The organism is Allokutzneria albata (genome assembly GCF_900103775.1).
Lineage (GTDB): Bacteria > Actinomycetota > Actinomycetes > Mycobacteriales > Pseudonocardiaceae > Allokutzneria > Allokutzneria albata.
In genome coordinates this window covers 3,650,849-3,676,596 of sequence record NZ_LT629701.1, presented here as the reverse complement: position 1 = coordinate 3,676,596, position 25,748 = coordinate 3,650,849, and the positions used below count along the sequence as shown (strand labels likewise).

The window sequence follows — 25,748 nt, the reverse complement described above, 5'->3', positions numbered from 1 at the left end:
CGGAAGTAACGGTCATGTCACCCATCGGTGACAAAAGTTTGTGGTTGCCAAACTATTGGCCGAGTCCCGTTGCTCTTCATCGTCACGATGTGGCTACGAGCGTCGCCGGGTTCTGTGCAATGTCGTTTCACGGCAGTTAGCTTCCTGCCCTGACCACGCCCCTGATGGAACGGGGCTCACCACCAGGCAATCGTGCATTGTGGTGAATTGGGTTTATGGAGGTACGGGTGTCTGGGACACGACTCGTACGGGCCCTGGCGACGACGGCCGCGGTGGCTCTGGCGATCGCAGGGTGCGGGGGCAACAGCAACGACACGGCCGGTGGCGGCGGTACCAGCGGCGTCGCCGGCCCGACCAAGGCGGCCAACGCCGCCGACCCGCGCGGCGACGGCAAGGCGCAGTGCAGCAACGCCTCGCTGGCCTACATCGGCACCATCGCCGGTGACAACGCCGCACTGGGCCTCGCCATCCTCAACGGCGCGCGGCTGGCGGTGAAGCAGCACAACGCGGCCAACCCCGGCTGTCAGGTCAACCTGCGGGAGTTCGACTCCGAGGGCTCGCCGGACAAGGCCCCCGGTGTGGTCGCGCAGGCGGTGAACACCCCGGACATCCTCGGCGTGGTCGGCCTGCCGTTCTCCGGTGAGTCCAAGGCCGTCGGCAAGACCTTCGCCGACGCGGGCCTGGTCACCATCAGCCCCTCGGCGACCAACCCCGGCCTGAGCAAGAACGGCTGGAAGACCTTCTTCCGCGCGCTGGGCAACGACAGCGTGCAGGGCCCGGCCGCGGCCAAGTTCATCACCAACGACCTGAAGGCCTCCAAGGTCTGCGTGATCCGCGACGACTCCGAGTACGGCAGCGGCCTTGCCGCCGCGGTCAAGGAGGCGCTGGGCAGCAAGGTCGTCTGCGAGGACCAGGTCAAGAGCAAGCAGAAGGAGTTCGCGGCCACCGTCAGCAAGGTCGAGGCGGCCAAGCCGGAGGCGATCTTCTACTCCGGCTACTACACCGAGGCCGCCCCGCTGGCCGACCAGCTGTTCAACAAGGGCGTGACCGCCAAGCTGGTCGCCCCGGACGGCACCAAGGACGACCAGTTCGTCAAGAACTCCGGCGACGCCGCCGAGGGCGCCTACTTCACCTGCCCGTGCGTGCCCGCGGACGAGTTCAAGGAGTTCACCGACGAGTACAAGAAGCTGGCCAACATGGATCCCTCGACCTACTCGGCCGAGGGCTACGACGCCGCGACGATCCTGCTCAAGGCGATCGACAGCGGCAAGAAGGACCGCGCCAGCGTGCTGGAGTTCGTCCGCACCTACGAGGGCCAGGGCCTGACCAAGAAGTTCAAGTGGGACGCCACCGGTGAGCTCACCGAGACGCCCGTCTGGTCCTACAAGGTCGAGGGCGGCAAGATCGTCAAGAACAAGCCGATCGGCTAACCGGCAGAGCCAGACACGACAGTTGTCGCACGGGGCACGGTCACGGCGGTCCGCCCGCCGTGACCGGCCCCGGCGCTTTGCACGGGAACGGGCAGATCAGTGATTGTTCAAGCTACGGCCATGCTCGCGCAGGCCGAGGACAGCTGGATCGACTTCAACGTCGGCCTCTTCCTCGACCAGTTCTGGAGCAACACGGTCGACGGACTCGCCTACGGCAGCATCTACGCCCTCATCGCGCTGGGCTACACGCTCGTCTACGGTGTGCTCCGTCTGATCAACTTCGCGCACTCCGAAATCTTCATCACCGGCGCTTTCGGCGCCTACTTCGCCATGGAGGCCCTGGGTCTCAAACCCGGTCCGACGGCGCGTCTCGGGATAGTCGAGATCATCGGATTCCTGTTGTTGATGATGGCCGTCGCCATGATCATTTCCGGTGCCTCCGCCGTCGTCCTGGAACGCGTCGCCTATCGGCCGCTGCGGAAACGCAACGCGCCGACCCTCGTTTTCTTGATCACCGCGGTCGGCGCGTCCTTCGTGATCCAGCAGCTGTTCTTCGTCACCCGGGGCGCCAATCCGGAGCCCGCGCTGCGGCTGATCCGGCCGACCGAGGTCTTCACGCTCTTCGGCGCTCGCGTGACCAACATCCACATCCTGGTGTTCGTGGCCGCGCTGGTGCTGCTGGTGGTCGCGGACATGTTCATCAACCGCTCCCGGCTCGGCCGGGGCGTGCGCGCGGTCGCCCAGGACCCGGTCACCGCGACGCTGATGGGCGTCAACCGGGAACGCGTGATCATGCTGACGTTCCTCATCGGCGGTGTGCTCGCCGGTGCCGCCGCGGTCTTCTACATCCTGCAGATCCCGCAGGGCGTGGTCTACAACGGCGGATTCCTGTTGGGTATCAAGGCGTTCACCGCCGCGGTGCTCGGCGGTATCGGCAACCTGCGCGGCGCGCTGCTCGGCGGCCTGCTGCTCGGCGTCGTCGAGAACTACGGCCAGTCGCTGCTGGGCGGGGAGTGGCGGGACATCGTCGCCTTCGTACTGCTGATCGTGATCCTGATGTTCCGGCCGACGGGAATCCTCGGCGAGTCCCTGGGGAAGGCACGGGTATGAGCGCGCACCAACAGACACAGACGAGCGGGCGCGCGCCCTTCGGCCAGCGCGTGCGCGACTGGTGGAACGGGCTGAACCGGTTCCAGCAGTGGGGTGTGCTCATCCCGCTGGTGGTGCTGATCTACGCGCTGCCGATCCTCAACCCGCCGCTGCTGACCACGGAGCCGGGAACCGACTTCCAGATCGCGCTGTTCAACGCGGCGCGGTTCGCCCTGATCGCGATCGGGCTGAACGTGGTGGTCGGCCAGGCCGGTCTGCTGGACCTGGGCTACGTCGGCTTCTTCGCCGTCGGCGCCTACGTCGCGGCGATCCTGACCAGCCCGGACTCCGCGCTGCGGTGGGACTACCCGTGGATCGCGATCATCCCGGTCGCGGTGGTGGTCACCATGGTCACCGGGGTCATCCTCGGCGCCCCGACGCTGCGGCTGCGCGGGGACTACCTCGCGATCGTGACGCTGGGCTTCGGCGAGATCGTCCGGCTGCTGGCCGACAACGTGGCCCCGCTGCGCGGTCAGCGCGGGTTCCAGGACGTCGGGCGGCCGGGGGGCGTCAACGCCGACGGCACCGCGATCTTCAACTCCTCCGACGGCACGCCGTGGTACTGGCTGGTCGTCACGGTGATCATCCTGGTGCTGATCCTGGTCGGCAACCTCGAGCGCAGCCGGGTCGGCCGCGCGTGGGTGGCCATCAGGGAGGACGAAGACGCCGCCGAGATCATGGGCGTGCCCACGTTCAAGTTCAAGATCTGGGCGTTCACCATGGGCGCGGCCATCGGCGGCCTCTCCGGCGCGATCTACGCCGGCCAGATCGGCTTCGTCAACAACCAGAAGTTCGACGTGGTCACCTCCGTGCTGTTCCTGGCCGCGGTGGTGCTCGGCGGCTCCGGCAACAAGGTCGGGGTGATCCTGGGCGCGTTCGTCATCTCCTACGTGCCCGACCGCTTCCAGGTCATCGCCGAGTACAAGTACCTGATCTTCGGACTGGCGCTGATCGTGCTGATGATCTTCCGTCCGCAGGGTCTGCTCGGCTCGCGCCAGCGGTTGCTGGCCAAGGGACGGCAGGCGTACCGGAAACTGCTCGGCAGACCCGAGCAGATCGCCAAGGAGAGCGCGATGATCGACTCGGCGAAGGGGGTGCAGGGATGACGCAGGAGCACACGCCCGAGCCCGAGGTCCCCGCCGAGGGCGGCCTGGTCGCCGAACTGGAGCGGATGAGCCCGCAGGAGCGGGCGGCGCACGAGGCCGAGGTGGCCGATGTCGTCGCCCCCGACCGGGAGATCGCCGTCGAGGTCGGTGGCACGCTGCTGGAGCTGGAGGACGTCACCATGGCCTTCGGCGGCCTGACCGCCATGGACTCGGTGAGCTTCCAGATCCGGCGCGGGGAGATCCTCGGGCTGATCGGGCCGAACGGGGCGGGCAAGACCACCTGCTTCAACGTGATGACCGGCGTCTACCGGCCCACCAGGGGACGGGTGCTGCTGGAGGGCAAGCCGCTGGGCCGGGCCAAGCGCAACGCCATCACCCGGCTCGGCATCGCGCGGACCTTCCAGAACATCCGGCTCTTCGGCGAGATGACCGCGCTGGAGAACGTCGTCGTCGGCACCGACGCGCGGCACAGGACCAGCGTGATCGGCGCCCTGCTCCGGCTGCCCCGGCACCACCGGGAGGAGCAGTCCGCGGTGGACAAGGCCATGGCGCTGCTGGAGTTCGTCGGCATCGCCGACCGGGCCGCGGACAAGGCGCGCAACCTGCCCTACGGCTACCAGCGGCGGCTGGAGATCGCCCGCGCGCTGGCCACCGAGCCGAAGCTGCTCTGCCTCGACGAACCGGCGGCGGGCTTCAACCCCGCGGAGAAGGAAGAGCTGATGGGGCTCATCCGCAAGATCCGCGACGACGGCTACACGGTCCTGCTCATCGAGCACGACATGAAGCTCGTCATGGGCGTGACCGACCGGATCGTGGTGCTGGAGTTCGGGAAGAAGATCGCCGAGGGGCTGCCCGCGGAGATCAGGGACAACCCCGCGGTGATCGCGGCCTACCTGGGGGTGCCCGACGATGGCGCTGCTTGAGCTGAACGAGATGTGCGTGCACTACGGGCGCATCCAGGCGCTGACCGACATCACGCTGCACGTGGAGGAAGGCGAGATCGTCTCGCTGATCGGCGCCAACGGTGCCGGCAAGACCACCACGATGCGGGCGATCTCGGGCATCCGGCCGCTCTCCGGCGGGTCCGTGGTCTTCGACGGCCAGGACATCAGCAAGCTGCGCGCGGACCTGCGCGTGGTGCGCGGGATCTCGCAGTCGCCGGAGGGCCGGGGCGTGTTCCCCGGCATGACGGTGCTGGAGAACCTGGAGATGGGCTGCTACACCCGCAAGGACCGCAAGGCCATCGAGGAGGACTTCGAGCGGGTCTTCGACCTGTTCCCCCGCCTGGCCGAGCGGAAGTCGCAGGTGGGCGGCACCATGTCCGGCGGTGAGCAGCAGATGGTGGCGATCGGGCGGGCGCTGATGGCCCGGCCGCGGCTGCTGCTGCTGGACGAGCCGTCGATGGGCCTGGCGCCGCAGTTCATCCAGCAGATCTTCCGGATCATCAAGGAGATCAACGAGCAGGGCACCACGGTGCTGCTGGTGGAGCAGAACGCCCAGCAGGCGCTCAGCCGGGCGCACCGGGGCTACGTGCTGGAGACCGGCCGCGTGGTGAAGACGGGAACCGGCGCGGAGCTGCTCGCCGACCCGTCGATCAAGGAGGCCTACCTCGGCGTGGCCTGACGCCTCACGACGACCGGGCACCGTCCGAAGTGGACGGTGCCCGGCTTCGTAGCTCGACCAGGAACGGCTCGACGGCCTCGCGCAGCGCGGCGGCCTGTTTGCCCGGCAGGCCCCGGCGCGCCTCGAAGACCACCCGCCCCGCTCCGCTGACGAGGTCCGCCAGCTGGATCGACGGGTGCTCGTCGGAGGCGCCCACCGCGAAGGTGTGCACGCGCTGCCTCGCGGCCAGCACGTCCAGCATCTTGTGCCGGTCGTGCAGCAGGCGGAACTCGCCCAGCTCGGAGCGTCGGCGTTCGACGTGCGCGGTGAGCATGTCCGGCAGCGGGTCCAGGCTCGGGGGTTCCGTGGCGAGCAGGTGCTCGGCTCTGTTTCGTGCTGCGGCCAGGCGTGCCAGGACTTCCGCCGCGGGATGGCCTTCGCACGTCTCGCGGGCGGACTCCAGCAGGTCGAACAGCGACGGGAGATCCACCGTCCGCCCGCTCCGCCGCGTTCCCCTCGCGAACCCGGTGAGCGCGGTGACCAGCTGTGTCCACTGTGGACCGAGCAGGTCCGCCCCGTCCCGCGCCAGCGGGTCGATCGCGACGTCGTCCTCGCCGAGGAGCAGCCCGGCGATCTTCGACAGCGCGAGGAAGAGCTTGTCCGCCACCAGGATCGAGGTACGACCGTGCAACGGCCCGCCCTCGCCGAGCAGGTCCACCAGCGCGGCGAGGGGCTTGTCCCGCTCGAACTGCCAGAACTTCACCTCGCGGCTCTGCCGCAGTCCCGTGCTGTCGCGGAGCTCGCGCAGCAGCGGACCGGCCAGGCGGTCGTCGACGCGCACGGTCGCGTGCGTCATCACGCGCTGGTGCAGCACGGCCCCGCCCGTCCAGCCCGACTCGTCGGCCGCCACCCACGGCGGTCCGTCCGCGTCGTCGGTCGGCCCCTCGACGCGCACGGGCCACGCGCAGCTCATGCCGCAGTATGGGCCGCCGTCGTCTCCGGAGCATCCGAATTGCCCTCGCTGCACCGCGCTCGGCTGGGCGGATCCGATTCCGGCCGCAGATCTGCCGAAGATCGTCAGCCCTTCGCCCCGGGCGGGGCGTCGCGGATGACACAGGTCAGCCGGGCGGTGCAGACGCGCTTGTCCGACTCGTCGGTGATCACGATCTCGAACGTCGCGGTCGTCCGGCCCACGTGCAGCGGGGTGCACACGCCGGTGACCAGTCCCTCCCGCGCGGCGCGGTGGTGGGTGCAGGACAGCTCCAGGCCGACCGCGATCCGGCCCTCGCCCGCGTTCATCACCGCGGCGATCGAGCCGAGGGTCTCCGCGAACGCGGCGCTGGCACCCCCGTGCAGCAGCCCGTACGGCTGGCGGTTACCCGCGACGGGCATGGTGCCGACCAGGCGCTTGGGCTCCCACTCGGTGATCGCGATGCCGAGCTTCTCGGTCAACTGCTCGGTGAGCACCAGGTTCGGGTCGGTCACGGGGTGGTTCACGGGCGCTCCTCGGGACGGCGGGGGACCACAGCATAAACGGAACCAGTGAGGTCCGGTAATGGTGGAATCCCAATGTAGAACAACATGTACTACATTGGCGTCGTGAACGAGAACAAGCCCTCCCCCGAGAAGGAGGTCAGAGCCAGGGAGGACGCAGCCGAGATCGACCTGGGCAGGAGGCTGCCGCTGCGGCTGGAACACATCGGCGTCCGCGAGCTGAACCAGAACACCTCGGCCGCCCTCCAGCGGGTTCGCGAAGGCCACGCGTACACGGTGACCGACCGGGGAGTGCCGATCGCCCATCTCGTCCCGGTGCTCCAGGGTGATCCGGTCCTGGGGCAGCTGGTGGCGGAAGGGCAGGTCAGGCCCCCGCTGCTCCCGCAGGGCCCGGTGGCCGTGCCGCCGGTGCTGGGAGATCCCGACGTCGACGCGGCCGCCGCGCTGGTGGCAGACCGGGAGGACGAGCGCTGGTGATCTACCTGGACACCGCCGCGTTGGTGAAGCTCGTCCGCCGGGAGCGGCACAGCGAGGAACTGGTCGACTGGCTCAACGCTCCGTGGCACAACACCCTGCCCCGAGTCGCGTCGGCCCTGGCGGAGATCGAACTGCCGCGGGCGGTCCGGCGCAACGCGCCCGAGGCGGCGGCCGGTGTGCCGCCGGTACTGGCGTCGTTGTACCTCGTGGAGATGGACGCGACGATCCGGCAGACGGCGGCCGCGTACCCGGACCCGTTCCTGCGCTCGCTCGACGCGGTGCACCTGGCGACCGCCGACCTGCTCTCCCGGAGGCCCGGGGCCGAGCTGACCGCGTTCGTCACCTACGACAGGCGGTTGGCGGAGGCGGCGAGGGGCGTGGGACTGCCGGTCTGGCCGGAGTAGCCCGATCGGAGTGTCGGTGGGGCGGCCTAGACTCCCCGGCGTGAGTGCTCCCGGAGACCGCAAGCTGCTGCTCATCGACGGCCACTCGATGGCCTACCGCGCCTTCTACGCCCTGCCGAAGGAGAACTTCCAGACCGGCACGGGGCAGACGACCAACGCGGTCTACGGCTTCACCTCGATGCTGATCAACCTGTTGCGCGACGAGGCCCCCGACCACATCGCGGTGGCCTTCGACGTCTCCAGGGTCACCTTCCGCACCGAGCAGTTCCCGGAGTACAAGGCCACCCGCAGCGCCACCCCGGACGAGTTCCGCGGCCAGGTCGGCCTGATCAAGGACGTGCTCGCGGTGCTGGGCGTGACCACCCTGGAGAAGGAGGGCTTCGAGGCCGACGACCTCATCGCCACCCTCGCCACCCGGGCGACCGAGCAGGGCTTCGCGGTCTCCATCTGCACCGGCGACCGCGACGCGCTGCAGCTGGTCAACGACAAGATCACCGTGCTCTACCCGGTCAAGGGCGTCTCCGAGCTGGCCCGGTTCACCCCCGATGCGGTGCTGGAGAAGTACGGTGTGCGCCCCGACCAGTACGCCGACTTCGCCGCGCTGCGCGGGGACCCCTCGGACAACCTGCCCAAGATCCCCGGTGTCGGCGAGAAGACGATCACCAAGTGGATCACCGAGTTCGGCTCGCTCGGCCAGCTGGTCGACCGGGCCGACGAGGTGAAGGGCAAGGCGGGGCAGGCGCTGCGGGACAACCTGTCCTCGGTGCTGCTCAACCGCCAGCTCACCGAGCTGGTCCGCGACGTCGAGCTGCCGGTGGGCGTGGACGACCTCGCCGCGCGGGACTGGGACCGCGACGGCGTGCACAAGCTCTTCGACGAGCTGGAGTTCCGGGTCCTGCGGGAGCGGCTGTTCGCCACGCTGTCCACCAGCGAGCCGGAGGCCGAGGACGGCTTCGAGGTCACCGGCGGTGTGGTGGCGCCGGGGACGGTCGCCGCCTGGCTGGACGAGCACGCCCGTGGCGGCGCCCGGATCGGTCTCGCGCTGCGCGGCACCTGGGGCCGGGGCAGTGGCGACCTGGAAGGGCTGGCGCTGGCCGGTGCCCGGGGCGAGGGCGGCTACATCGCCTCGGTGACGCTGACCGAGGACGACGAGCGCGCGCTGGCCGCGTGGCTGGCCGACGCGTCGGCGCCGAAGGCCGCGCACGACGTCAAGGGCGGTCTGCACGCGCTGCGCGACCGGGGGTGGAGCCTGGCCGGGCTGACCACCGACACGGCGCTCGCCGCGTACCTGGTGCGGCCGGGCCAGCGCTCGTTCGACCTCGGTGACCTGGTGCTGCGGTACCTCCAGCGCGAGCTGCGGGCCGAGGAGGGCGAGGCCGACGGCCAGCTCTCGCTGCTGGCCGACGAGCAGGAGGAGGCCGAGCGCGCGGCGGGTGCGGAGATCCTGCGCGCCCGCGCGGTCGCGGAGCTGGCCGACGCGCTGGACCAGGAGCTGGAGCGGACCGGCGGCACCAAGCTGCTGGCCGAGCTGGAGCTGCCGCTGCTGCTGGAGCTGGCCGAGCTGGAGGCGGCGGGCATCGCCGTGGACATCGACCGGCTCACCGAGCTGGAGGCGGCGTTCGCGGCGAAGGTCCGGCAGGCGGCGCAGGACGCCTACGCCGAGATCGGCAAGGAGATCAACCTCGGCTCGCCGAAGCAGCTGCAGGTGGTGCTCTTCGACGAGCTGAACATGCCGAAGACCAAGCGCACCAAGACCGGCTACACCACCGACGCCGAGGCGCTGCAGAAGCTCTTCGAGGACACCCAGCACCCGTTCCTGGCGCACCTGCTCAGCCACCGCGACGCCACCCGGCTGAAGGTGACCGTGGAGGGCCTGCTGAAGTCGGTCGCGCCGGACGGGCGCATCCACACCACCTTCAACCAGACCATCGCGGCGACCGGGCGGCTGTCCTCGACCGACCCGAACCTGCAGAACATCCCGATCCGCACCGACGACGGCCGGACGATCCGGCAGGCGTTCGTGGTCGGCCCCGGCTACTCGGAGCTGATGACCGCCGACTACAGCCAGATCGAGATGCGGATCATGGCGCACCTCTCCGGCGACGAGGGCCTGGTCGAGGCCTTCAACACCGGCGAGGACCTGCACACCTACGTGGCGTCCAAGGCGTTCGACGTGCCCCCGGCCGAGGTCACCGGGGAGCTGCGGCGGCGGGTCAAGGCGATGTCCTACGGCCTGGCGTACGGGCTGTCCGCCTACGGCCTGGCCGCGCAGCTGAAGATCTCCGCGGAGGAGGCGCGGGCGCAGATGGAGGCGTACTTCGCGCGCTTCGGCGGCGTCCGCGACTACCTGCACCAGGTCGTCGAGCAGGCCCGCAAGGACGGCTACACCGAGACCATCCTCGGCCGCCGCCGCTACCTGCCGGATCTCAACAGCGACAACCGGCAGCGCCGCGAGATGGCCGAGCGGATGGCGCTCAACGCCCCGATCCAGGGCAGCGCGGCGGACATCATCAAGGTCGCGATGCTCGGCGTGCAGAAGGCGCTGGCCACCTCGGGGCTGCGGTCGCGGGTGCTGCTCCAGGTGCACGACGAACTCGTGCTGGAGATCGCCGACGGCGAGCGCGAGCAGGTCGAGAAACTGGTCCGCGCGGAGATGGGCGGGGCCTACGAGCTCTCCGTCCCCCTCGAGGTCTCCGTCGGCTACGGCCGCTCCTGGGACGACGCCGCCCACTGACACCGGTTCCTCGGTCTCCAAGCACCCCCAACCCCCACATGCCCCACCCGCGTTATGGCCTGAATGAGTCATTGAGGTACTTGAACGCACCGAATGACTCATTCAGTGCGTACAACGCACCAAACGCGTCATTGGCGGCGTGGCGGGGTAGAGCGCCGCGTTCGCGGCGAGCGATTGGCGACCGGTACGGGGCGGGGTTCCGGGTACTTGAAGACGCGGGAACCTCCCCGCAAATGTCTACTGTGGACGATGGCTGGGCACGCACAGCGACAGGGCGGAGCCCGGCTCCGGGGGAGGTTCAGGCGGTTGCCGAGCAACCCCCAGGATCGTGGTCGACGCTGTGTGACTTCGCCGCGTCGACCGGGTTTCATTGGTGGCACGATGCGGTGGACCCGCGCCCGATGGTCAGGGGGCCTCCGCTGATCGTGATCGGATGTTCCCGATCAGTGGCGCGGCCGACGCGCCGGGTGAACGAGGAGGTCCACGAATGAGGTTGGCCAAGGCGGTGCTGGCGAGCACGGTGCTCGCGGGCGCGTTCGCGGTTCCCGCGTCGGCGGCCGGACCGGCCGAGGCGCACGGGGCCGGACCGATCGCGCTGGTCCTCACCGTCGCCTCGGGGGAGCGCGCGCTGCCCGCCGGGCACACCGCGCTGCTGGGCTGCGAACCGCTCGGCGGTTCCCACTCCCGCAAGCACCAGGCGTGCGACCGCCTGCGCGAGGTCCAGGGCGACATCGCCCGGCTGAACCACCGGGCGGGAGCGTGCACCGACGAGTACGCCCCGGTCACCGCCACCGCGGTCGGCGTCTACCGGGGGCACCCGGTGCACTTCACCAAGACCTGGCCGAACCGCTGCGAGATGTGGCGCGCCACCGGGGAGCTGTTCCAGTTCGAGACCGGCGTCGGGCGTCCGGGCCTGCCAGGCTGACGGAGCACGGCGCCCTGGCCGGGCGGAGCCCCCGCACGGGGTTGACGGGGGACCGTCCGGCTCAGGCCCCGATCACGTGCCGCGCAGCGTGGACTGCAGGCTCGCGGCGGCCCGCATCCGCCAGGTGGGCACTCCGACCTTGGTGAACAGCGCGCACGCCTTGGTCAGGACCTCCACCGCGTCCGCGGGGATGCGGTGCCGCCGGATCAGCTCGCCGAGGCTCCACAGGCTGATGGCCTCGCTGAAGGTGTCTCCCTGCTCGCGGAACTCCCGGACGCACTCCTCCAGCAACGGCTGCGCCGCGTCCGGATCGCCGGAGGACGCCAGCACGTGCCCCAGCAGCCGCTGGCAGCGCAGCTCCTTCAGCCGAGCGCCCATCTCGGCGAACGCCGCCCGAGCGGTCTCGGCGTAGCTGCGCGCCTCCTCCGGCCGCTCCCACCGGTTGTAGGTCAGCGCGAGGAAGAACCGCGCCTCGGTCGCCGAGTACCAGTCACCGAGCCCGTCGAAGTCGTCGATCGTGCGCAGCAACGACTCCAGCGCCCGCTCGCGCTCGCCGCGGTCGCGGTGCACCAGCGCCAGGCTCAGCCGCGCCCACGCCGTTCCGCGCTCGTCGGCGATCTCCGCGAAAACCGTTGTGGCCCTTCGGAAACACCGCGACGCCCGGCGCAGGTCGCTGAGCTGGTGGTACATGTCGCCGATGCCGATCCACGCGTACGCCGCCTCCGAGTGCGCGCCCAGGGAGCGCCAGCTGCTCAGCGCCCGCGCGAACCACCGCATCCCCTGCGGGTAGCGGTCCCTCGCCGCGGCGAGCAGTCCGAGCCCGTAAGACATGCGGGCCGCGCCGTACCAGTCGCCCGCGGACCGGCAGGCCGACAACGCCCAGCAGTGCGTGCGCCGCCAGTCGTCCCAGTCTCCGCGCAGGTCGAGGTAGCCGGTCATCGCCGCGGTCAGCCGCCACGCGGAATCGGCGTCGCCCACCGTCGCGGCCTGCCGCACCGCGCCGACCAACACCGGCTGCTCAGTGGTGAACCACTCCAGGCCGACGCACGGTTTCTCCAGTGCCACACCGGGTTTCCAGGAGCGGCTGGGCAGGCGCGCGCCCATCTCCTCCGCCGCGCGCACCATCGCCGGGAACGCGCGCTCCAGCACGAGCTCCGGCGCGTGTTCGAGCTGTTCCTCGGCGTAGATCCGCACCAGCTCGTGGAACCGGACCCGCGCCGAGCCGCCGGTGCCCCGAGCGTCCTCGAGCAGTTGGGCGTCCAGCAGTTCGTCGATGATCCGCTCGGTCTGCTCGGGGGAGCGGTCCAGCACCGCCGCGCTCAACCACGCCGGGTAGTGCGGCACCTTCACCGCGCTGAGCAGCCGCAGCGCCCGCCTGCACTCCCCGTCCAGTCCCTGTTCGCTGAGCCCGATGCTGGCCCGCACCGCGAGGTCGCCGGTGACCAGCCGGTCCAGCCTGCGGTGCTCGTCGGCCAGTTCGTCGGCCAGCCACGCCACCGTCCTTTGTGGACGGGAGCGGAGCCGGGCCGCGGCGATGCGCAGTGCCAGGGGCAGCAGACCGCACCGCCGCACAAGAACCTTGGCCGCGTCGGGTTCGGCGGAGATCCGCGCGACGCCGGTGATCTCGCCCAGCAGCTCGATCGCCTGCGCCTCGGTGAGCACGTCGAGGTCGACCGAGCGGCCCGTCAGTCCGGTGAGCCGGTTGCGCCCGGTCACCAGCACCGCGCAACCACCGTCGCCCGGCAGCAGCGGGCGGACCTGCGCCGCGTCCACCGCGTCGTCGAGCACGAGCAGCACGCGGCGACCGGAGAGCCGATCCCGGAACAGTTCCGCCAGCTGCTCGACGTCCTCCGGCAGGTGACTGCCGACCATGCCCAGCAACCGCAGGAACCGGCCGAGCACCTCGGCGGAGCTCACCGATCCGCTCGCGGTGCGCAACCGCGCGAAGAGCTGGCCGTCCGGGAACTCCGCGCGCAGCGAGTGCGCGACGTGCACGGCGAGCGCGGTCTTGCCGACCCCGGCCATGCCCACCACGGTGATCACCTGGGGACTGCACCCGCCGGGGACGGGCAGCAGCGCGGCGCGCAGCGACTCGGCCTCATCGGCGCGGCCGATGAAGTCGGCGATGTCGGGCGGCAGCACGTGCGGGGCGCGCAACGGCTCGGCGGCGCGCGGGCGGGGCTGCTCCGGGTCGGAGCGCAGCACCTCCTGCTCTCGCCGCCGCAGCTCCGGGCCGGGCTCGACACCCAGTTCCTCGACCAGCATGCGCCGCGTCTGGCGGTAGACCTCCAGTGCCTCGGCACGGCGCCCGCAGCGGTGCAGCGCGAGCATCAGCTGCGCGCTGAACCCCTCGTCGAGCGGGTTCTCCGCCACCAGCACGGTCAGCTCGCCGATCATCTCGGCGTGCTTGCCCAGGCGCAGGTCGATCTCGGCCTTGCGGTGCAGCGCGCGCCCGCGCAGCTCGGCCAGGCGCGGTGCCTCCACCCGGTGCATCCAGTCCGAGCCCACGTCGGCGAGCGCCGGGCCCCGCCACAGCGCGAGCGCGGTGTGCAGCAGGTGTGCGGCCTGGGCGAGGTCGCCCTCGGACTCCGCCACCCGGGACCGCTCCACCAGCCGCTCGAACCGCCGCAGGTCGAGGGAGTCCTCGGTGACCTCGATGAGGTAGCCGGAGTTGCGGGTGACGATCACCGGCCCGAGCGTGCGGCGCAGCCGGAGCACGTAGCCCTGCAGCGTGGTGCGCGCGCTGGACGGCGGTTCCTCGCCCCACAGCTGCGTGATCAGTTCCGAGGACGGCACCACCTGGTTGGCGCGCAGCAGCAGCGCGGCCAGCAGCGCGCGGTGCTTGGCCGCGGGAATGCGCACGATCTCATTGCCCGCGAGCACTTCAAGGGGACCGAGGAGCCGGAATTCCATTTCCCCCTCCTCCCCCCACATCGCGGAACCCAATCTTCGCCACCGGCGGCCCCGCGCTCCAGAGACCTTCGAACAACCGAATGCCTTATACGGTCTGACCTGCGATAACCCTCTCTCAAGAGGCTGGGAGGACGTTTCGGGACCAGCGAGAGACAAGCGGGCGGGCGGATCTTCTCCACCGGGACCCCTGCCCCCCTTCACAACGGAGGTTTGTGATGCGTCTTTCCGCTTTCGCCAAACTGGGTACCGCGTGCGCCATCGCGCTGGCCAGCATCGGTGCCGCCACCCCGGTCGCCGCGGCGGCCCCGGCGGCCCCCGCCGACGAGGTCTCGGTCGCCGCCGCGCACCCCGGCCGCGCCAAGGCCGTGTCCTGGGCGAAGTCGATGGTCGGCAAGAGCCAGTACCACCACTACTGCGAGCTCTTCGTCGAGCTGGCCTACGGCACCAGCGGCCGCTACGCCTCGGCGAAGGCGCACTACAACGCGGCGAAGGCCGCGGGCCGCCTGAAGTCCGGCAACGCCCCCGCGGGCACGCTGGTCTTCATGTACATGAACTCCACCTACGGCCACGTGGTGGTCTCGCTGGGCAACGGCACGGCGGTCAGCACCGGCCAGAAGAGCTCGAAGATCGAGATCCTGAGCACCGCGAGCAACGCGGGCTGGGCGGAGGCGCCTGCCAGCTGGCCCGGCCGCTAGTGACCAGGCGATCCCCGCCCAGCTGCCGTCCCAGCTGGGCGGGGATCTTTTCGGACCGATAGTCAAGCGATCGCTTGACTATCGGTCGGGCCGGGTTGATACTCAAGTACATGCTTGACCATCGAGACCGGCTGGACCGGCTGTTCCACGCACTGGCCGACGGCACCCGCCGCGACGTGGTCGAGCGGCTCGTCCGGGGGCCCGCGTCGGTGAGCGAGCTGGCGAGCGCGCACGCGATGACGCTGCAGGCCGTCATGCAGCACGTGAAGGTGCTCGAAACCTGCGGGCTGGTGCGCACGGAGAAGGTGGGCCGGGTGCGCACGTGCGCGCTGCGCCCCGAGGGCCTGCGGCTGGCCGAGGACTGGCTCTCCGCACGCCGCACCGGCTGGGAACGGCGCCTCGACCGGCTGGGCGAGCTACTGGAACCCGACTCGTGAGGAGCAAGAAGATGATCAAGCACGCGACGTTCACCCTGGAGCGCGACTTCTCCGCCCCGCCCGCGAAGGTCTTCGCGCTGTGGGCCGACCCGGAGAGCAAGGCGAAGTGGTTCGCCGGTCCCGGGGCCGAGCACGAGCTGGACTTCCGCGAGGGCGGCACGGAGATCGCCAGCGGCGTCCACAACGGCACCAAGCTGACCTTCGAGGCGGTGTACCGCGAGATCGTGGCCGACGAGCGCATCGTGTGCACGGGCGTGCTGCGCGCGGACGACACCGTGGCGACCGTGTCGCAGACGACCGTGCAGTTCGAGCCTTCCGACGGCGGAACCCATCTGGTCCTCACCGAACAGGGCGCCTACCTCGACGGCCACGAGGAGCCGGAGTGGCGGCAGCGCGGTATCGAATCGCAGCTCGCCGCGCTGGAAAAGCTCATCGCCGAGCGCTGACCCCGATGCCGAGCGCCGCGGTGTGCACCGTGACCCCCGTGAAGCCGTGTTCGCGGAGCACCGCGGCGACAGGCTCGGTGATGCGCTCCGCCGCGGTCGGAGCGCCTGCGTCGTAAAGGACGTGCAGGCTCCCGCCCTCGCGCAGCGCCGCCTTGAGCACGGCCAGTTCGCGCGCGGGATCGCCGACCCAGAACACGTTGACGTTCATGGCGAACGCGGTGTCGAAGCTGCCCGGCGGCACGATCAGATCGGCCAATGCGGACTGCCGCACCGCGAGCCTTCCCGCCGCGACGTGCTCGGCGTTGCGCTCGCCGATCCGCGCGACGGCGGTGGGGGAGCGGTCGATCGCGAGCAGCCGCCCGCCGCGGAGCCGCTCGCACACGAGGGCGGCCGCGAGGCCGGGCCCGGCGCCGATCTCCAGTATTTCGTCCTCCGGCCGCGGGCCGACGACCTCAATTGCCCAGCGCACTCGATCCGGCACCGTCATTTTCTTCCCTCCGTCTTGACAAAAGAAGTGCACGTCGACTGAAATGCATTTCGTGTCGTGTGACGCCGGCAAGAGGACGGCGGCGGCTAGGCGGCACCGTACCCCGGGATGATGCCGTGACTCCTCACCGCACTGGCGCCTGCTGAGCGCATCCTGCGCGCGTCGCCCCCCGGCGGCCCTCCCGCTCCGCTGACCGTTCGCCGTGGTCGCGCGCTGCCCTCTTGTCATTTCTTCGCCGCGCTGGCGCGCGGATCTCACCCATGCCTGAAAGGATTGTTTTTGCGCGCGAACACCATTTCCTCGACCTTCGAGGAAGGCGCCGCTGTGCGCGAACAACTGGCGGCATTCCTCGCCGATCCGCCCACGATCGACCCGGCCGCCGACCTGACCCCGGACGTCCTGCCCACCGGCGGCATCCCCGGAACGTGGGTCGACGGATCGGGCCGCACGCCGCACTCGGCCGGCGTGACCATCTACGCGCACGGTGGCGGCTTCACCTACAGCAACCCGCCGATGGAGCAGATCATGGCGCACCGGTTCTCCCAGGCCACCGGGCGCCCGGTCTTCGCCGTGGCTTACCGGCTCGCACCGGCGCACCCGTTCCCCGCGGCCATGGACGATATCGTCGCGGCCTTCAAAAGCCTTGTGCGGCAAGGGGTTCCGCCGAAGCGGATCCTGCTGGTCGGTGAATCGGCCGGGGGCACCCTCGTGCTCTCGACCCTGCTCGCGCTCGCCGCCGCCGGTGACCCGCTGCCCGGGGGCGCCGTCCCCGTCTCGCCGGTCACCGACTTCACCGAGTCCAGCCCGTCGATCAAGGCCAACAAGGCCAGGGACGTCATCGACCCGGACATCATGGGGCCCGTCGGACCGACCTACCTCGCGGGCGCACGTCCGGACCAGGCCCCGCAGTCACCGCTGTTCGGCGAGTTCCACGGGCTGCCACCGATCCTGATCCCGGTCGGTACGGACGAGGTGCTGCTCGATGACTCGGTGCGCTTCGCCGAGGCCGCCGCGGCTGCCGGGGTCGACATCACCCTCGACCTCTACGAGGGCATGACGCACGCCTTCCACGCCACCGTCCTGTTCGACGAGGCCGAGCACCTCCCGACCGCGACGACCTTCCTGACCAGGCTCGCGGAGTGGGTCAGGCGCCTGGACTGACCCCGCGCACCAGCAGCATCACCGAGTCCCGCACCTGGTCGAGGCTGCGGTCCGGCTGGAACACCTGCCAGTCCAGGGCCACGACCAGGAGCGTGCCGAACAGGGCCGCCGACGCCGTGCCCGCCTGCACGCCCTCCGGCAGCTTCCCCGCGTCCGCCGAACGCTGTATCACCTGCTTGAAGATGGCCACGATGTCGTCGCGGAGCAGGCTCAGCGTGCCGTGCCACTGACCGGGGCTGCGCCACATCTCGCTCACCAGCAGCTGGCCGAAGGCGGGGTAGTCGCGGAAGAACCCCAGCGACGCGCCGACCAGGTGCTCGATCGGGTCGTCGGTGCCCTCCGGCCGCAGCCGTTGCGCGAGCAGGTCGACCCCGTGCCGCAGCAACGCGTCGATCAGGGCGTCCTTGCTGCCGAAGTTGTAGTAGACGGTGCCCTTGGCCACCCCGGCCGCCGAGGCGATCTCGTCGACGGTCACCTCGGCGGCCCCGCGCTCGCCGAGCAGCCGCAGTGCCGCGTCGAAGAGCTTCTGCTTGGTCACCGAGGTGCGCGCGGGCCGCGGGTTCACAGCACGAGCTCCGGCTTGAGGCGGTTGGGCGTCCACACCTTCTGCTTGTACGCGGCCAGCACCGCCAACAGCAAGCCGAAGATCAGATATCCGCCGAGCACGCCGATGTCGGTGCCCATGTTCGCCCAGCCGCCGCCGTAGATCAGGTGCCGCAGCCCGTCGACCACATAGGACAGTGGCAGCACCAGGTGCAGCACGTGCAGCGGCTCGGGCGTGGTCTGCCACGGGAACGTTCCGCCCGCGGTGGTCAGCTGCAGCACCAGCAGCACCAGCGCGACGAACTTCCCGCTCGGCCCGAGCAGCGCGTTGAGCCCGTGCAGGACCGCGGTGAACGCCAGCGAGGTCAGCACCATGAAACCCAGTGTTCCCAAGGGATTGGCCGGGCTCACCCCGATCGCCGTGGTGACGACGAGGAACAGCAACGACACCTGGACGCTGCCCAGCAGCGCCGCGGGCAACCAGCCGCCGAGCGCCACCCGCCACGGCGCCGCCCCGGAGGTCAGCGCCCGCCGCGAGAGCGGACGCACGAGCAGGAACAGCACGAACGCGCCGATCCAGCTGGCGAGGCCGAGGAAGAACGGGGCGAGCCCGGCGCCGTAGCTGCCCGCCTTGTTCTCCCCGATGGCGCGCACCGAGATCGGGTCGCCGATGGTCCGCGCGGTGTCCTTGCGGGTCTGCTCGTCGAGGTTCGGGATGGTCTCGACGCCCTCGCTGAGCTTGCCCGCCAGCTCCTTGTTGCCGTCGGCCACCTGGACGGCGCCGTCGGCGAGCGGCTTCGTGCCCTCGTACAGCTGGCCCGCGCCGGTGCTGGCCTTCTTCAGGCCGTCGCGCAGCTCCGGTGTCTTCTCCGCCAGCTGCCGGGCGCCGTCGTCGAGCTGCTTGATCGCCGAGGACAGCTGCGGGGTCTGCCCGGCGAGCGTCGCCGCCCCGTCCGAGACCTGCTTTGCCCCGTTGGCAAGGGTCTTGAGCTGCCCGGACAGGCCCTGCACCTTGTCGTTGGCCTGGTGCAGCGGCTTGCCGGCCTCGTTGAGCAGGCCGAGCACCTTCTGCACTTGGTCCTCGGGCAGCCCGAGCGCGCGCAGCTTCTTCTCGATGTCGTCCCGTTTGCCGTCCAGGGTGTCGACCAGCTGCTTCGCCGCGTCGGCGACCGCGGCCCCCTTGTCGGCCAACTGCTTGTTGCCGTCGGATACCTGCTTGGCGCCGTCGGCCAGCTGCTTGGACTTGGCCGGCAGCTCCGCGGTCTTGGTGCGCAGTTCGCCGAGCCCGCCGGAGAGCTTGACGATCCCGTCGTTGAGCTTCTGCCCGCCTTCGGCGAGCTTCGTCAGCCCGGTGCCCAGCTCGGTGAGCTTCTCCCGGGCGGTGCCCACGCCGTCGCGCACCTTCGCCGAGCCCTCGGCGAGCTTGCCCGCGCCCTCGGCGGCCTGCTGCGTCTTCTCCCGCATGGTGGAGAAGCCGACCAGCAGCTTGTCCGCGGCCTCGGTGCCGACCTCGGAGGCCACCGCCCGCCGCACCTCGCCGACCACCTTGTCCGCGATCGTGCTGACCAGGTAGTTGTTGGCGTCGTTGGTGGTCATCACGATGATGCCCTGGCGCGGCTTGTACTCGGCGGGGGAGAGCAGCGCCTGCGAGAAGTCCGCGGGCAGAGTGATGGAGAACGTGTACCGCCCGTCGCGCACCCCGGCGTCGGCGTCGGCCGCGTCGGTCTTGGTCCAGGCGAAGGTGCCGGAGTCGTCGAGCTTGTCGGCGATCTTCTGCCCGGCCTTCAGCTCGGTCCCGTCCGAGCGCGTCGCGCCCGTGTCGGCGACCACGAGCGCCGCGGGCACCTCGCTGAGCTTCCCGTACGGGTCCCAGTTGGCGTAGAGGTAGAGCGCGCCGTAGAGCAGCGGCACGAGGGTGATCGCCAGCACGGCCAGCCGGGGGAGCTTCCCCGCGGTCAGCCGGCGCAGCTCGTTCGCGGCGAGGCGGAACGGGGTCACTTGGTCATCTCCTGGGCTTCGTGGCGGCGGTGGACGGTGAGCGCGGGCGGCTGTTCCCGGCAGCCGAGGCGCGCGGCGGGTATCCCCAGCAGCCGCGACGACGTCTCGGTGCACAGCGCGACGACCGCCATGCCTTCCTCGGCCTGCTGCCGGGCCAGCGCCCACCACGCGTGGGGATCGTCGGTGTGCCGGTCGGGGCAGTCCATGACCAGCGCGACGACCCCGGGCCGGGCCGCGGCGGACTCCACGAGCAGCCGCGTGCGCGTGGTCGCGGGCACGGTCTCGAAGCGCGCGTCGGCGTGCTGCTCCGCGTCGCGTTCGGCCAGCCAGCCGCGCACCGCCCTGCGGCTGGCCCGCAGCCCCGCCATGGCCAGCTCCTCGCCGATCACGTCGCGCAGCCTCAGCGACCCGTCCGGCTCGGTCACGCCCGGTGCGTCGACCACGGCGACTCCGGCGCGCAGACCGGCGGGGTTCGTGCGACCGTCGAGCAGCACGGCGCCCTCGTGCGGCCGCATCCTCCCGGCGAGGGTCAGCGCGAGGACGGTGTGCCCCGCCCCGGGCTCGCCGGTGACCAGGGCGACCTGACCGGGCGCGACCCGCAGCGAGGTGGGGCGCAGCAGCGGTCCGTGCGGGCCGGTGACGCCCACCGCCTTGGCCTGGATCTGCACGCGCGCCTCCTATTCGAACTGACTGGTCAGTTCAAATAGTGGCCCTCCGGCGGGCGCGCGGCAACTCGCGGCCCTGTGATCTCCGTCAGGACCGCGCGAACCGGACAAAGGGAGCTAGCGCAGGGCGGTGGCGGGGCGGACTTCCCAAAGAGTCCACAATGGACGGTAGCCCTGCCGTGGCCAGAACACCGAGGACAACGGGTTCGGCGGGTTGTAGTAGAGGTAGGTCCCGGTCGCCCCGCCCCGCGCGAACTCCGCGTGCACGACGTCCATCAGCCGCCTGCCGACGCCGTTGCCCCTCGCACCGGGCAGCACGGACACGCAGTTGACGTAGCCCCAGTTGCCCGGCCGCAGCCGCGTCCCCGCCCAGTTGCCCTTGGTCACCGGCGTCCACACGCAGTCGGCCAGCGCCAGCGTCATCCCGTCCCGCTCCGCCACCCACACCGGGTCGCCGTCGAGCAGTCGCTTGCGCAGGGCGTCGCGCTTGACCGGCACGGCGTTCTCCCGGAAGGTCGCCGCGCCGACCGCCGCCGAGTAGCGCAGCTCCGCGAGCGTGAGCTGCAGCATCGCGTCCATGTCCGCGTTCCGGGCGAGCCGCACCACGAGCGGATCCACCCGTGGCGGCGGCTGCGGCACCGAACGACGGACGGCGAGCGTGGTCAACGGCAGGAAGCCGTGATCGAGGAACGCCCGCGTGGCCTCCGTGTCCCGGCTCGGCCAACTGACCAAGCACGTGGAGTCAGAGGTCGGCGGGCCCACTGCCCGCATCCGCTCCACCCACGCGCACAGCAGCGCGTTCATCCCCACGCCGCCCGTGTCGCCGATGAGCGGCAGCAGTTCCCAGACCTCGGCCGCGGACCACAGTCGCTGCGCCGAGCCCACGGGGTAGGAGGCGTGCACCAGGCCGGCCGTGACGCGACGGCCGTCCGGCAGTGCCGCGGTCAGCGTCTCGGTGCGCTCGTCTCGGGGCGGCGGTACGGCTTCGGGCAGTGCGGGGTCGATCGCGGTGAAGCGGGCTCGCTGCGCAGCGAGCAGGTCCCCGTCGCCGGTCATGTCCTACAGCTTCTCGCACAGGAAGATCGCGGTGCCCGGGAAGAGCTTCCCGCGCAACGGGCTCCACTGGCCCCAGATCGCCGTGTGCCCCTCCGGCCATTCGGGCTCCACGAGGTCCTTCAGGCACATGCCTGCCGCGGTGATCGCGCGCACGAAGTCGCCGAGCGTGCGGTGGTGCTCGACGTAGGTGGCCCTGCCGTCCTCGTCGACCTCCACGTAGGGCGAGCGGTCGAAGTAGGACTGGATGACCGTCAACCCGTCCGGGCCGGGATCGTCCGGGAAGCACCACCGCATGGGGTGCGTCACCGCGAACACCCACCGCCCGCCGGGGCGCAGCGTCCTGGCGACCTCGCGCATCAGCAGGCCGACGTCGGCAACGAAGGGCACGCCGCCGAACGCGGAGCACACGATGTCGAAGGACCCGGCAGCGAACGGCAGCGCGTCCCCGCTGGCCTGGACGAGCGGCACGTGGATGCCCGTGGCGGCGTTGTCGCTCGCCGCGTGCCGGAGCATGCCCGCGGACACGTCCAGCGCCGTGGCGCGCGCGCCCTGGGCGGCCAGCCACCGCGCGCACGCGGCCATCCCGGAGCCCAGCTCCAGCACGTCGAGCCCGGCCACGTCGCCGAGCAACCGGGCGTCCTCCTCGCGCAGCCGCTCCGGGCACCAGACGAAGTCCGCGGCGCCCAGGAAGTCCCGGTGCTCCTCGCGGTAGTCGTCGGCATCAGCGTCCCACCAGGCGATATTCGCCAGCCGTGACTCCACCACCCCCGCCTCGCGCCTGACGATCCCGACGGTGCCGAGTGCTCGTTCCGCGCTGGCGTGCTGGTGCTGGTCGGACACACGACTCCTACTGGGGACTGGATCGGAGTAACCGGTTTGCCCGGTCGTCGAGCAGGCGCGTACGATACCGTCCGCGCGGTGGGTGCGCGCTGCCTGCTACCGGCATCTCTCGACGTACTCGAAGCAGAAGCTCGGAACAGGGGGCGCTCGTCGCTCGTTGTTGGCCTTGTAGCACTATGACTTGCGCCGGCTAGACAAAGCCCGCGGCGAAAGAACACCTACCGAGGCCAACTACACCTATCCGTACCGGAGCACCCCACCTAATGTCCACCGACACCGTCACCATCCCTTCCTCCTACACCGGACCGGCGCCTGCCAAGACCCAGGTCGCCGTCAACGACATCGGGACGGAAGAGGACTTCCTCGCCGCCATCGACAAGACCATCAAGTACTTCAACGATGGCGACATCGTCGAAGGCACCATCGTCAAGGTCGACCGCGACGAGGTGCTGCTCGACATCGGCTACAAGACCGAGGGCGTCATCCCCTCGCGCGAGCTGTCGATCAAGCACGACGTCGACCCGGCCGAGGTCGTCTCCGTCGGTGACCACGTCGAGGCCCTGGTTCTCCAGAAGGAGGACAAGGAAGGCCGGCTGATCCTGTCCAAGAAGCGCGCCCAGTACGAGCGCGCCTGGGGCACGATCGAGGCCCTCAAGGAGAAGGACGAGCCCGTCAAGGGCACCGTCATCGAGGTCGTCAAGGGTGGTCTCATCCTCGACATCGGCCTCCGCGGCTTCCTTCCCGCCTCGCTGGTGGAGATGCGCCGCGTCCGCGACCTCCAGCCGTACGTCGGCCGCGAGCTCGAGGCCAAGATCATCGAGCTGGACAAGAACCGCAACAACGTGGTCCTGTCCCGCCGCGCCTGGCTGGAGCAGACCCAGTCCGAGGTCCGCAGCGAGTTCCTCAACCAGCTGCAGAAGGGCCAGGTCCGCAAGGGCGTCGTGTCCTCCATCGTCAACTTCGGTGCCTTCGTGGACCTGGGTGGCGTCGACGGCCTGGTGCACGTCTCCGAGCTGTCCTGGAAGCACATCGACCACCCGAGCGAGGTCGTCGAGGTCGGCCAGGAGGTCACCGTCGAGGTCCTCGACGTCGACATGGAGCGCGAGCGCGTGTCGCTCTCGCTCAAGGCGACGCAGGAAGACCCGTGGCGCCAGTTCGCCCGCACCCACGCGATCGGCCAGATCGTGCCGGGCAAGGTCACCAAGCTCGTTCCGTTCGGTGCGTTCGTCCGCGTCGACGAGGGCATCGAGGGCCTGGTGCACATCTCCGAGCTGGCCGAGCGCCACGTGGAGATCCCGGAGCAGGTCGTGCAGGTCGGCGACGAGGTCATGGTCAAGGTCATCGACATCGACCTGGACCGCCGCCGCATCTCGCTGTCGCTGAAGCAGGCCAACGAGGGCTTCACCGCGGACTCGGAGTTCGACCCGACCCAGTACGGCATGTCCGCCGAGTACGACGCCGAGGGCAACTACATCTACCCCGAGGGCTTCGACCCGGAGACCCAGGACTGGCTCGAGGGCTACGACAAGCAGCGTGAGGAGTGGGAGCGGCAGTACGCCGAGGCCCGCCAGCGCTACGACGCCCACATCAAGCAGGTCGTCAAGGCCTCCGAGGCCGAGGCGGAGGCCGCCGCGAACGGCGGCGCCGAGGCCGCGGCCGCGGGTGGCTCCGGCTCCGCCGGTGGCGCCGCGACCGGTGGCAACTACTCCTCGGGTGGCGAGTCCTCGGGCTCGCTGGCCAGCGACGAGCAGCTCGCGGCGCTCCGCGAGAAGCTCTCCGGCGGCCAGTGATCACCACCTGATCAGGTAGCGCCCAGCTCGACCACGAGGGCCCCGCATCGCCTCCCGCGATGCGGGGCCCTCGTTCGTCTGTACCGGTGAACCGCCGTTCGGCGCAAGGAAAAGCCGACCGGTTCGGAGCACGCTCGCCCGAAGCGCGCGCACTATGGTCACGCGCATGACCGATCTGCTGGGTTCCGGGGGGCTGTTCCGTTCCGTGGAGACACTGGAAGACGTCTACCGAGTCGTCCGCGGCACGGCGCGGTCCACGCTGCGAGCGCACGGCGCGACCGTGGTGCTGCTGGACGGCGACAAGTGCTACTACGCAGACGAGGACTCCATGAGCCCGTTGTGGAAGGGCCAACGCTTCCCGGTGTCCGACTGCATCAGCGGGTGGACGATGATCCACCGCAAGACCGTGGCCATCCCCGACATCCGCCGCGACTCACGGATCCCGCAGGCGGCCTACCGCCCCACGTTCGTCCGCAGTCTTCTCATGGCACCCATCCTGCGGCCCGAGCCGATCGGCGCGGTCGGTGTCTACTGGGCCGTGCGCCACGCGGCGACCCCGCAGGAGGCCGCCTCGCTCGAAGAGCTCGCCGCCATGAGCGGTGAGGCACTGGAGCGGTTTCCCGAAGGTCTGCCGGACCGCAGCTTCCTCAGCCCGTCCGGGGACCCTGACGCATTCACCACCTCCTGAGCCGTCTGATCCCGTCAGGAGGTAAGGGCCTCGAGTTGCTCAGGGGAGAAGGGGAGCGCGCGCAGGAGGGCTTGGCGCAGCAGGTCGACCAGGTCCTCGCGGCCCAGTTGGGGGCTCTCCACCCAGTGCAGCGCGATCTCCTCGACGAACGCCACCGCTCCGCGGACCAACAGGGACAGCGCCGCGTCCACCTCGATGCCCGCCGCGGCCAGGCTGTCGGCGAAGTACCCGGCGATCCGGGTCCGGCTGGAGTCCACCACCGCGCGCAGGTCCGCGTCCGCCGCCGCGGCGCCGCGCACCAGGGACAGGTAGCCGTTGCGGGTGCGCTCCACGTAGGTGACGTAGCGCGTCAGGCCCTCGGTCAGCTGGTCGATCGGGGACAGCTCGGGGTTCGGGCGGACCTGCTCCACCAGCTCCTCGATGGTCGCGCTGACCACCTCGAGGACGATGTCGCCCCTGGTGGGGAAGTAGTGGAACAGCAGCGGGTTGGAGATGCCCGCGCGCCTGGCCAGCTCGTTGGTGGAGAAGCCGTCGACCCCGCGTTCGATCATCAGTTCGGTGGCCAGCTCCAGCAGCTGGGCCCGGCGGGCGTCCCGGGTCATCCGGCCACGAGTGCGCCCGGGAACGGGCTCGGTGATCGACGACATGGACCCAGTGTAGGGACCCCGGCGCGCTATTGACTTCCTCTCAACAGTCACCCTATCGTGA

General features: G+C 70.5%; 25 protein-coding genes. 15 read left to right on the top strand and 10 right to left on the bottom strand.

The window, feature by feature from the left end; translation table 11 throughout:
* The first annotated feature begins 227 nt into the window (after positions 1-227).
* From BLT28_RS16595 to BLT28_RS16575, 5 genes are all read left to right on the top strand, one after another.
* Positions 228-1,430: a branched-chain amino acid ABC transporter substrate-binding protein gene (locus BLT28_RS16595; protein WP_407638805.1), complete on the top strand. Its 1,203-nt coding sequence runs from the start codon at positions 228-230 to the stop codon at positions 1,428-1,430.
* Positions 1,431-1,550: 120 nt separating this feature from the next.
* Complete coding sequence (locus BLT28_RS16590; RefSeq protein WP_030431540.1) at positions 1,551-2,540, top strand: branched-chain amino acid ABC transporter permease; 990 nt, start codon at positions 1,551-1,553, stop codon at positions 2,538-2,540.
* Positions 2,537-3,685: a branched-chain amino acid ABC transporter permease gene (locus BLT28_RS16585; RefSeq protein ID WP_030431539.1), complete on the top strand. Its 1,149-nt coding sequence runs from the start codon at positions 2,537-2,539 to the stop codon at positions 3,683-3,685. The genes BLT28_RS16590 and BLT28_RS16585 overlap by 4 nt, the downstream gene beginning before the upstream one ends.
* Positions 3,682-4,608: an ABC transporter ATP-binding protein gene (locus BLT28_RS16580; protein WP_030431538.1), complete on the top strand. Its 927-nt coding sequence runs from the start codon at positions 3,682-3,684 to the stop codon at positions 4,606-4,608. The genes BLT28_RS16585 and BLT28_RS16580 overlap by 4 nt, the downstream gene beginning before the upstream one ends.
* Entirely contained in the window at positions 4,595-5,308 is a 714-nt protein-coding gene (locus tag BLT28_RS16575) for an ABC transporter ATP-binding protein (protein ID WP_030431537.1), read from the top strand. Before BLT28_RS16580 ends, BLT28_RS16575 begins: the two co-directional genes overlap by 14 nt.
* Before the next feature lie 4 nt (positions 5,309-5,312).
* Here BLT28_RS16575 and BLT28_RS16570 read toward each other — a convergent pair whose 3' ends face one another.
* Both BLT28_RS16570 and BLT28_RS42020 read right to left on the bottom strand, forming a co-directional pair.
* On the bottom strand, positions 5,313-6,260 hold the full coding sequence (locus tag BLT28_RS16570) for a hypothetical protein (RefSeq protein ID WP_083383753.1): 948 nt from the start codon (positions 6,258-6,260) through the stop codon (positions 5,313-5,315).
* A 104-nt stretch (positions 6,261-6,364) separates the two neighbouring features.
* Positions 6,365-6,784, bottom strand: a complete 420-nt coding sequence (locus BLT28_RS42020) for a hotdog fold thioesterase (protein ID WP_052407722.1) — start codon at positions 6,782-6,784, stop codon at positions 6,365-6,367.
* 102 nt (positions 6,785-6,886) lie between these two features.
* On the opposite strand from BLT28_RS42020, the gene BLT28_RS42015 reads away from it, so the two are divergent.
* From BLT28_RS42015 to BLT28_RS16545, 4 genes are all read left to right on the top strand, one after another.
* A complete protein-coding gene (locus tag BLT28_RS42015; protein WP_231950806.1) occupies positions 6,887-7,258 on the top strand; it encodes a type II toxin-antitoxin system Phd/YefM family antitoxin in 372 nt (123 codons plus the stop codon).
* A complete protein-coding gene (locus BLT28_RS16555; protein WP_030431533.1) occupies positions 7,255-7,662 on the top strand; it encodes a type II toxin-antitoxin system VapC family toxin in 408 nt (135 codons plus the stop codon). Before BLT28_RS42015 ends, BLT28_RS16555 begins: the two co-directional genes overlap by 4 nt.
* A gap of 88 nt (positions 7,663-7,750) precedes the next feature.
* On the top strand, positions 7,751-10,396 hold the full coding sequence (gene polA / locus BLT28_RS16550; protein WP_052407737.1) for a DNA polymerase I: 2,646 nt from the start codon (positions 7,751-7,753) through the stop codon (positions 10,394-10,396).
* A 487-nt stretch (positions 10,397-10,883) separates the two neighbouring features.
* On the top strand, positions 10,884-11,321 hold the full coding sequence (locus BLT28_RS16545; RefSeq protein ID WP_052407721.1) for an SSI family serine proteinase inhibitor: 438 nt from the start codon (positions 10,884-10,886) through the stop codon (positions 11,319-11,321).
* Positions 11,322-11,393: 72 nt separating this feature from the next.
* On the opposite strand, the gene BLT28_RS16540 is transcribed toward BLT28_RS16545, so the two are convergent.
* Positions 11,394-14,234 (bottom strand): AfsR/SARP family transcriptional regulator, encoded by a 2,841-nt coding sequence (locus tag BLT28_RS16540; RefSeq protein ID WP_052407720.1) that lies wholly within the window; start codon positions 14,232-14,234, stop codon positions 11,394-11,396.
* Between the two features lie 215 nt (positions 14,235-14,449).
* Between BLT28_RS16540 and BLT28_RS16535 the strand changes: the two genes are divergently transcribed.
* From BLT28_RS16535 to BLT28_RS16525, 3 genes are all read left to right on the top strand, one after another.
* Positions 14,450-14,929: an NlpC/P60 family protein gene (locus BLT28_RS16535; RefSeq protein WP_052407719.1), complete on the top strand. Its 480-nt coding sequence runs from the start codon at positions 14,450-14,452 to the stop codon at positions 14,927-14,929.
* A gap of 110 nt (positions 14,930-15,039) precedes the next feature.
* On the top strand, positions 15,040-15,366 hold the full coding sequence (locus BLT28_RS16530; protein WP_030431528.1) for an ArsR/SmtB family transcription factor: 327 nt from the start codon (positions 15,040-15,042) through the stop codon (positions 15,364-15,366).
* A gap of 11 nt (positions 15,367-15,377) precedes the next feature.
* A complete protein-coding gene (locus BLT28_RS16525; RefSeq protein WP_030431527.1) occupies positions 15,378-15,812 on the top strand; it encodes an SRPBCC family protein in 435 nt (144 codons plus the stop codon).
* On the opposite strand, the gene BLT28_RS16520 is transcribed toward BLT28_RS16525, so the two are convergent.
* Complete coding sequence (locus BLT28_RS16520; RefSeq protein ID WP_052407718.1) at positions 15,796-16,299, bottom strand: class I SAM-dependent methyltransferase; 504 nt, start codon at positions 16,297-16,299, stop codon at positions 15,796-15,798. The genes BLT28_RS16525 and BLT28_RS16520 overlap by 17 nt on opposite strands.
* 279 nt (positions 16,300-16,578) lie before the next feature.
* Here BLT28_RS16520 and BLT28_RS16515 point away from each other — a divergent pair, with 279 nt between their 5' ends.
* Positions 16,579-17,460: an alpha/beta hydrolase gene (locus tag BLT28_RS16515; protein WP_197684036.1), complete on the top strand. Its 882-nt coding sequence runs from the start codon at positions 16,579-16,581 to the stop codon at positions 17,458-17,460.
* On the opposite strand, the gene BLT28_RS16510 is transcribed toward BLT28_RS16515, so the two are convergent.
* The 5 genes from BLT28_RS16510 to BLT28_RS16490 all read right to left on the bottom strand — a co-directional run bounded on the left by BLT28_RS16510 (position 17,444) and on the right by BLT28_RS16490 (position 22,562).
* Positions 17,444-18,025: a TetR/AcrR family transcriptional regulator gene (locus BLT28_RS16510; RefSeq protein ID WP_030431524.1), complete on the bottom strand. Its 582-nt coding sequence runs from the start codon at positions 18,023-18,025 to the stop codon at positions 17,444-17,446. The genes BLT28_RS16515 and BLT28_RS16510 overlap by 17 nt on opposite strands.
* The gene (locus tag BLT28_RS16505; protein ID WP_030431523.1) at positions 18,022-20,001 is read right to left on the bottom strand and encodes a YhgE/Pip domain-containing protein; all 1,980 of its coding nucleotides are present in this window, start codon (positions 19,999-20,001) and stop codon (positions 18,022-18,024) included. The genes BLT28_RS16510 and BLT28_RS16505 overlap by 4 nt, the downstream gene beginning before the upstream one ends.
* Complete coding sequence (locus BLT28_RS16500; protein WP_052407717.1) at positions 19,998-20,669, bottom strand: ATP-binding cassette domain-containing protein; 672 nt, start codon at positions 20,667-20,669, stop codon at positions 19,998-20,000. Before BLT28_RS16500 ends, BLT28_RS16505 begins: the two co-directional genes overlap by 4 nt.
* Before the next feature lie 114 nt (positions 20,670-20,783).
* Positions 20,784-21,722: a GNAT family N-acetyltransferase gene (locus tag BLT28_RS16495; RefSeq protein WP_030431521.1), complete on the bottom strand. Its 939-nt coding sequence runs from the start codon at positions 21,720-21,722 to the stop codon at positions 20,784-20,786.
* 3 nt (positions 21,723-21,725) lie between these two features.
* A complete protein-coding gene (locus tag BLT28_RS16490) occupies positions 21,726-22,562 on the bottom strand; it encodes a class I SAM-dependent methyltransferase (RefSeq protein ID WP_030431520.1) in 837 nt (278 codons plus the stop codon).
* Between the two features lie 263 nt (positions 22,563-22,825).
* Between BLT28_RS16490 and rpsA the strand changes: the two genes are divergently transcribed.
* Together rpsA and BLT28_RS16480 are read left to right on the top strand one after the other, a co-directional pair.
* Complete coding sequence (rpsA, locus tag BLT28_RS16485) at positions 22,826-24,352, top strand: 30S ribosomal protein S1 (protein ID WP_030431519.1); 1,527 nt, start codon at positions 22,826-22,828, stop codon at positions 24,350-24,352.
* Between the two features lie 166 nt (positions 24,353-24,518).
* A complete protein-coding gene (locus BLT28_RS16480; protein WP_197684035.1) occupies positions 24,519-25,040 on the top strand; it encodes a GAF domain-containing protein in 522 nt (173 codons plus the stop codon).
* Positions 25,041-25,054: 14 nt separating this feature from the next.
* Here the strand turns inward: BLT28_RS16480 and BLT28_RS16475 are convergent, their stop codons facing one another.
* Complete coding sequence (locus tag BLT28_RS16475) at positions 25,055-25,687, bottom strand: TetR/AcrR family transcriptional regulator (RefSeq protein ID WP_043812799.1); 633 nt, start codon at positions 25,685-25,687, stop codon at positions 25,055-25,057.
* Positions 25,688-25,748: the final 61 nt, after the last annotated feature.

Bases quoted from the DNA above. Each gene is read 5' to 3' on its own strand.
- BLT28_RS16590 (WP_030431540.1), top strand. From the start codon at position 1,551: ATGCTCGCGCAGGCCGAGGACAGCTGGATCGACTTCAACGTCGGCCTC.
- BLT28_RS16475 (WP_043812799.1), bottom strand. From the start codon at position 25,687: ATGTCGTCGATCACCGAGCCCGTTCCCGGGCGCACTCGTGGCCGGATG.
- BLT28_RS16535 (WP_052407719.1), top strand. From the start codon at position 14,450: ATGCGTCTTTCCGCTTTCGCCAAACTGGGTACCGCGTGCGCCATCGCG.
- BLT28_RS16495 (WP_030431521.1), bottom strand. From the start codon at position 21,722: ATGACCGGCGACGGGGACCTGCTCGCTGCGCAGCGAGCCCGCTTCACC.
- BLT28_RS16525 (WP_030431527.1), top strand. From the start codon at position 15,378: ATGATCAAGCACGCGACGTTCACCCTGGAGCGCGACTTCTCCGCCCCG.
- BLT28_RS16530 (WP_030431528.1), top strand. From the start codon at position 15,040: ATGCTTGACCATCGAGACCGGCTGGACCGGCTGTTCCACGCACTGGCC.
- BLT28_RS16540 (WP_052407720.1), bottom strand. From the start codon at position 14,234: ATGGAATTCCGGCTCCTCGGTCCCCTTGAAGTGCTCGCGGGCAATGAG.
- BLT28_RS16570 (WP_083383753.1), bottom strand. From the start codon at position 6,260: ATGAGCTGCGCGTGGCCCGTGCGCGTCGAGGGGCCGACCGACGACGCG.
- BLT28_RS16575 (WP_030431537.1), top strand. From the start codon at position 4,595: ATGGCGCTGCTTGAGCTGAACGAGATGTGCGTGCACTACGGGCGCATC.
- BLT28_RS16480 (WP_197684035.1), top strand. From the start codon at position 24,519: ATGACCGATCTGCTGGGTTCCGGGGGGCTGTTCCGTTCCGTGGAGACA.
- BLT28_RS16545 (WP_052407721.1), top strand. From the start codon at position 10,884: ATGAGGTTGGCCAAGGCGGTGCTGGCGAGCACGGTGCTCGCGGGCGCG.
- BLT28_RS16520 (WP_052407718.1), bottom strand. From the start codon at position 16,299: ATGACGGTGCCGGATCGAGTGCGCTGGGCAATTGAGGTCGTCGGCCCG.
- polA (WP_052407737.1), top strand. From the start codon at position 7,751: ATGGCCTACCGCGCCTTCTACGCCCTGCCGAAGGAGAACTTCCAGACC.
- BLT28_RS16585 (WP_030431539.1), top strand. From the start codon at position 2,537: ATGAGCGCGCACCAACAGACACAGACGAGCGGGCGCGCGCCCTTCGGC.
- BLT28_RS16580 (WP_030431538.1), top strand. From the start codon at position 3,682: ATGACGCAGGAGCACACGCCCGAGCCCGAGGTCCCCGCCGAGGGCGGC.
- rpsA (WP_030431519.1), top strand. From the start codon at position 22,826: ATGTCCACCGACACCGTCACCATCCCTTCCTCCTACACCGGACCGGCG.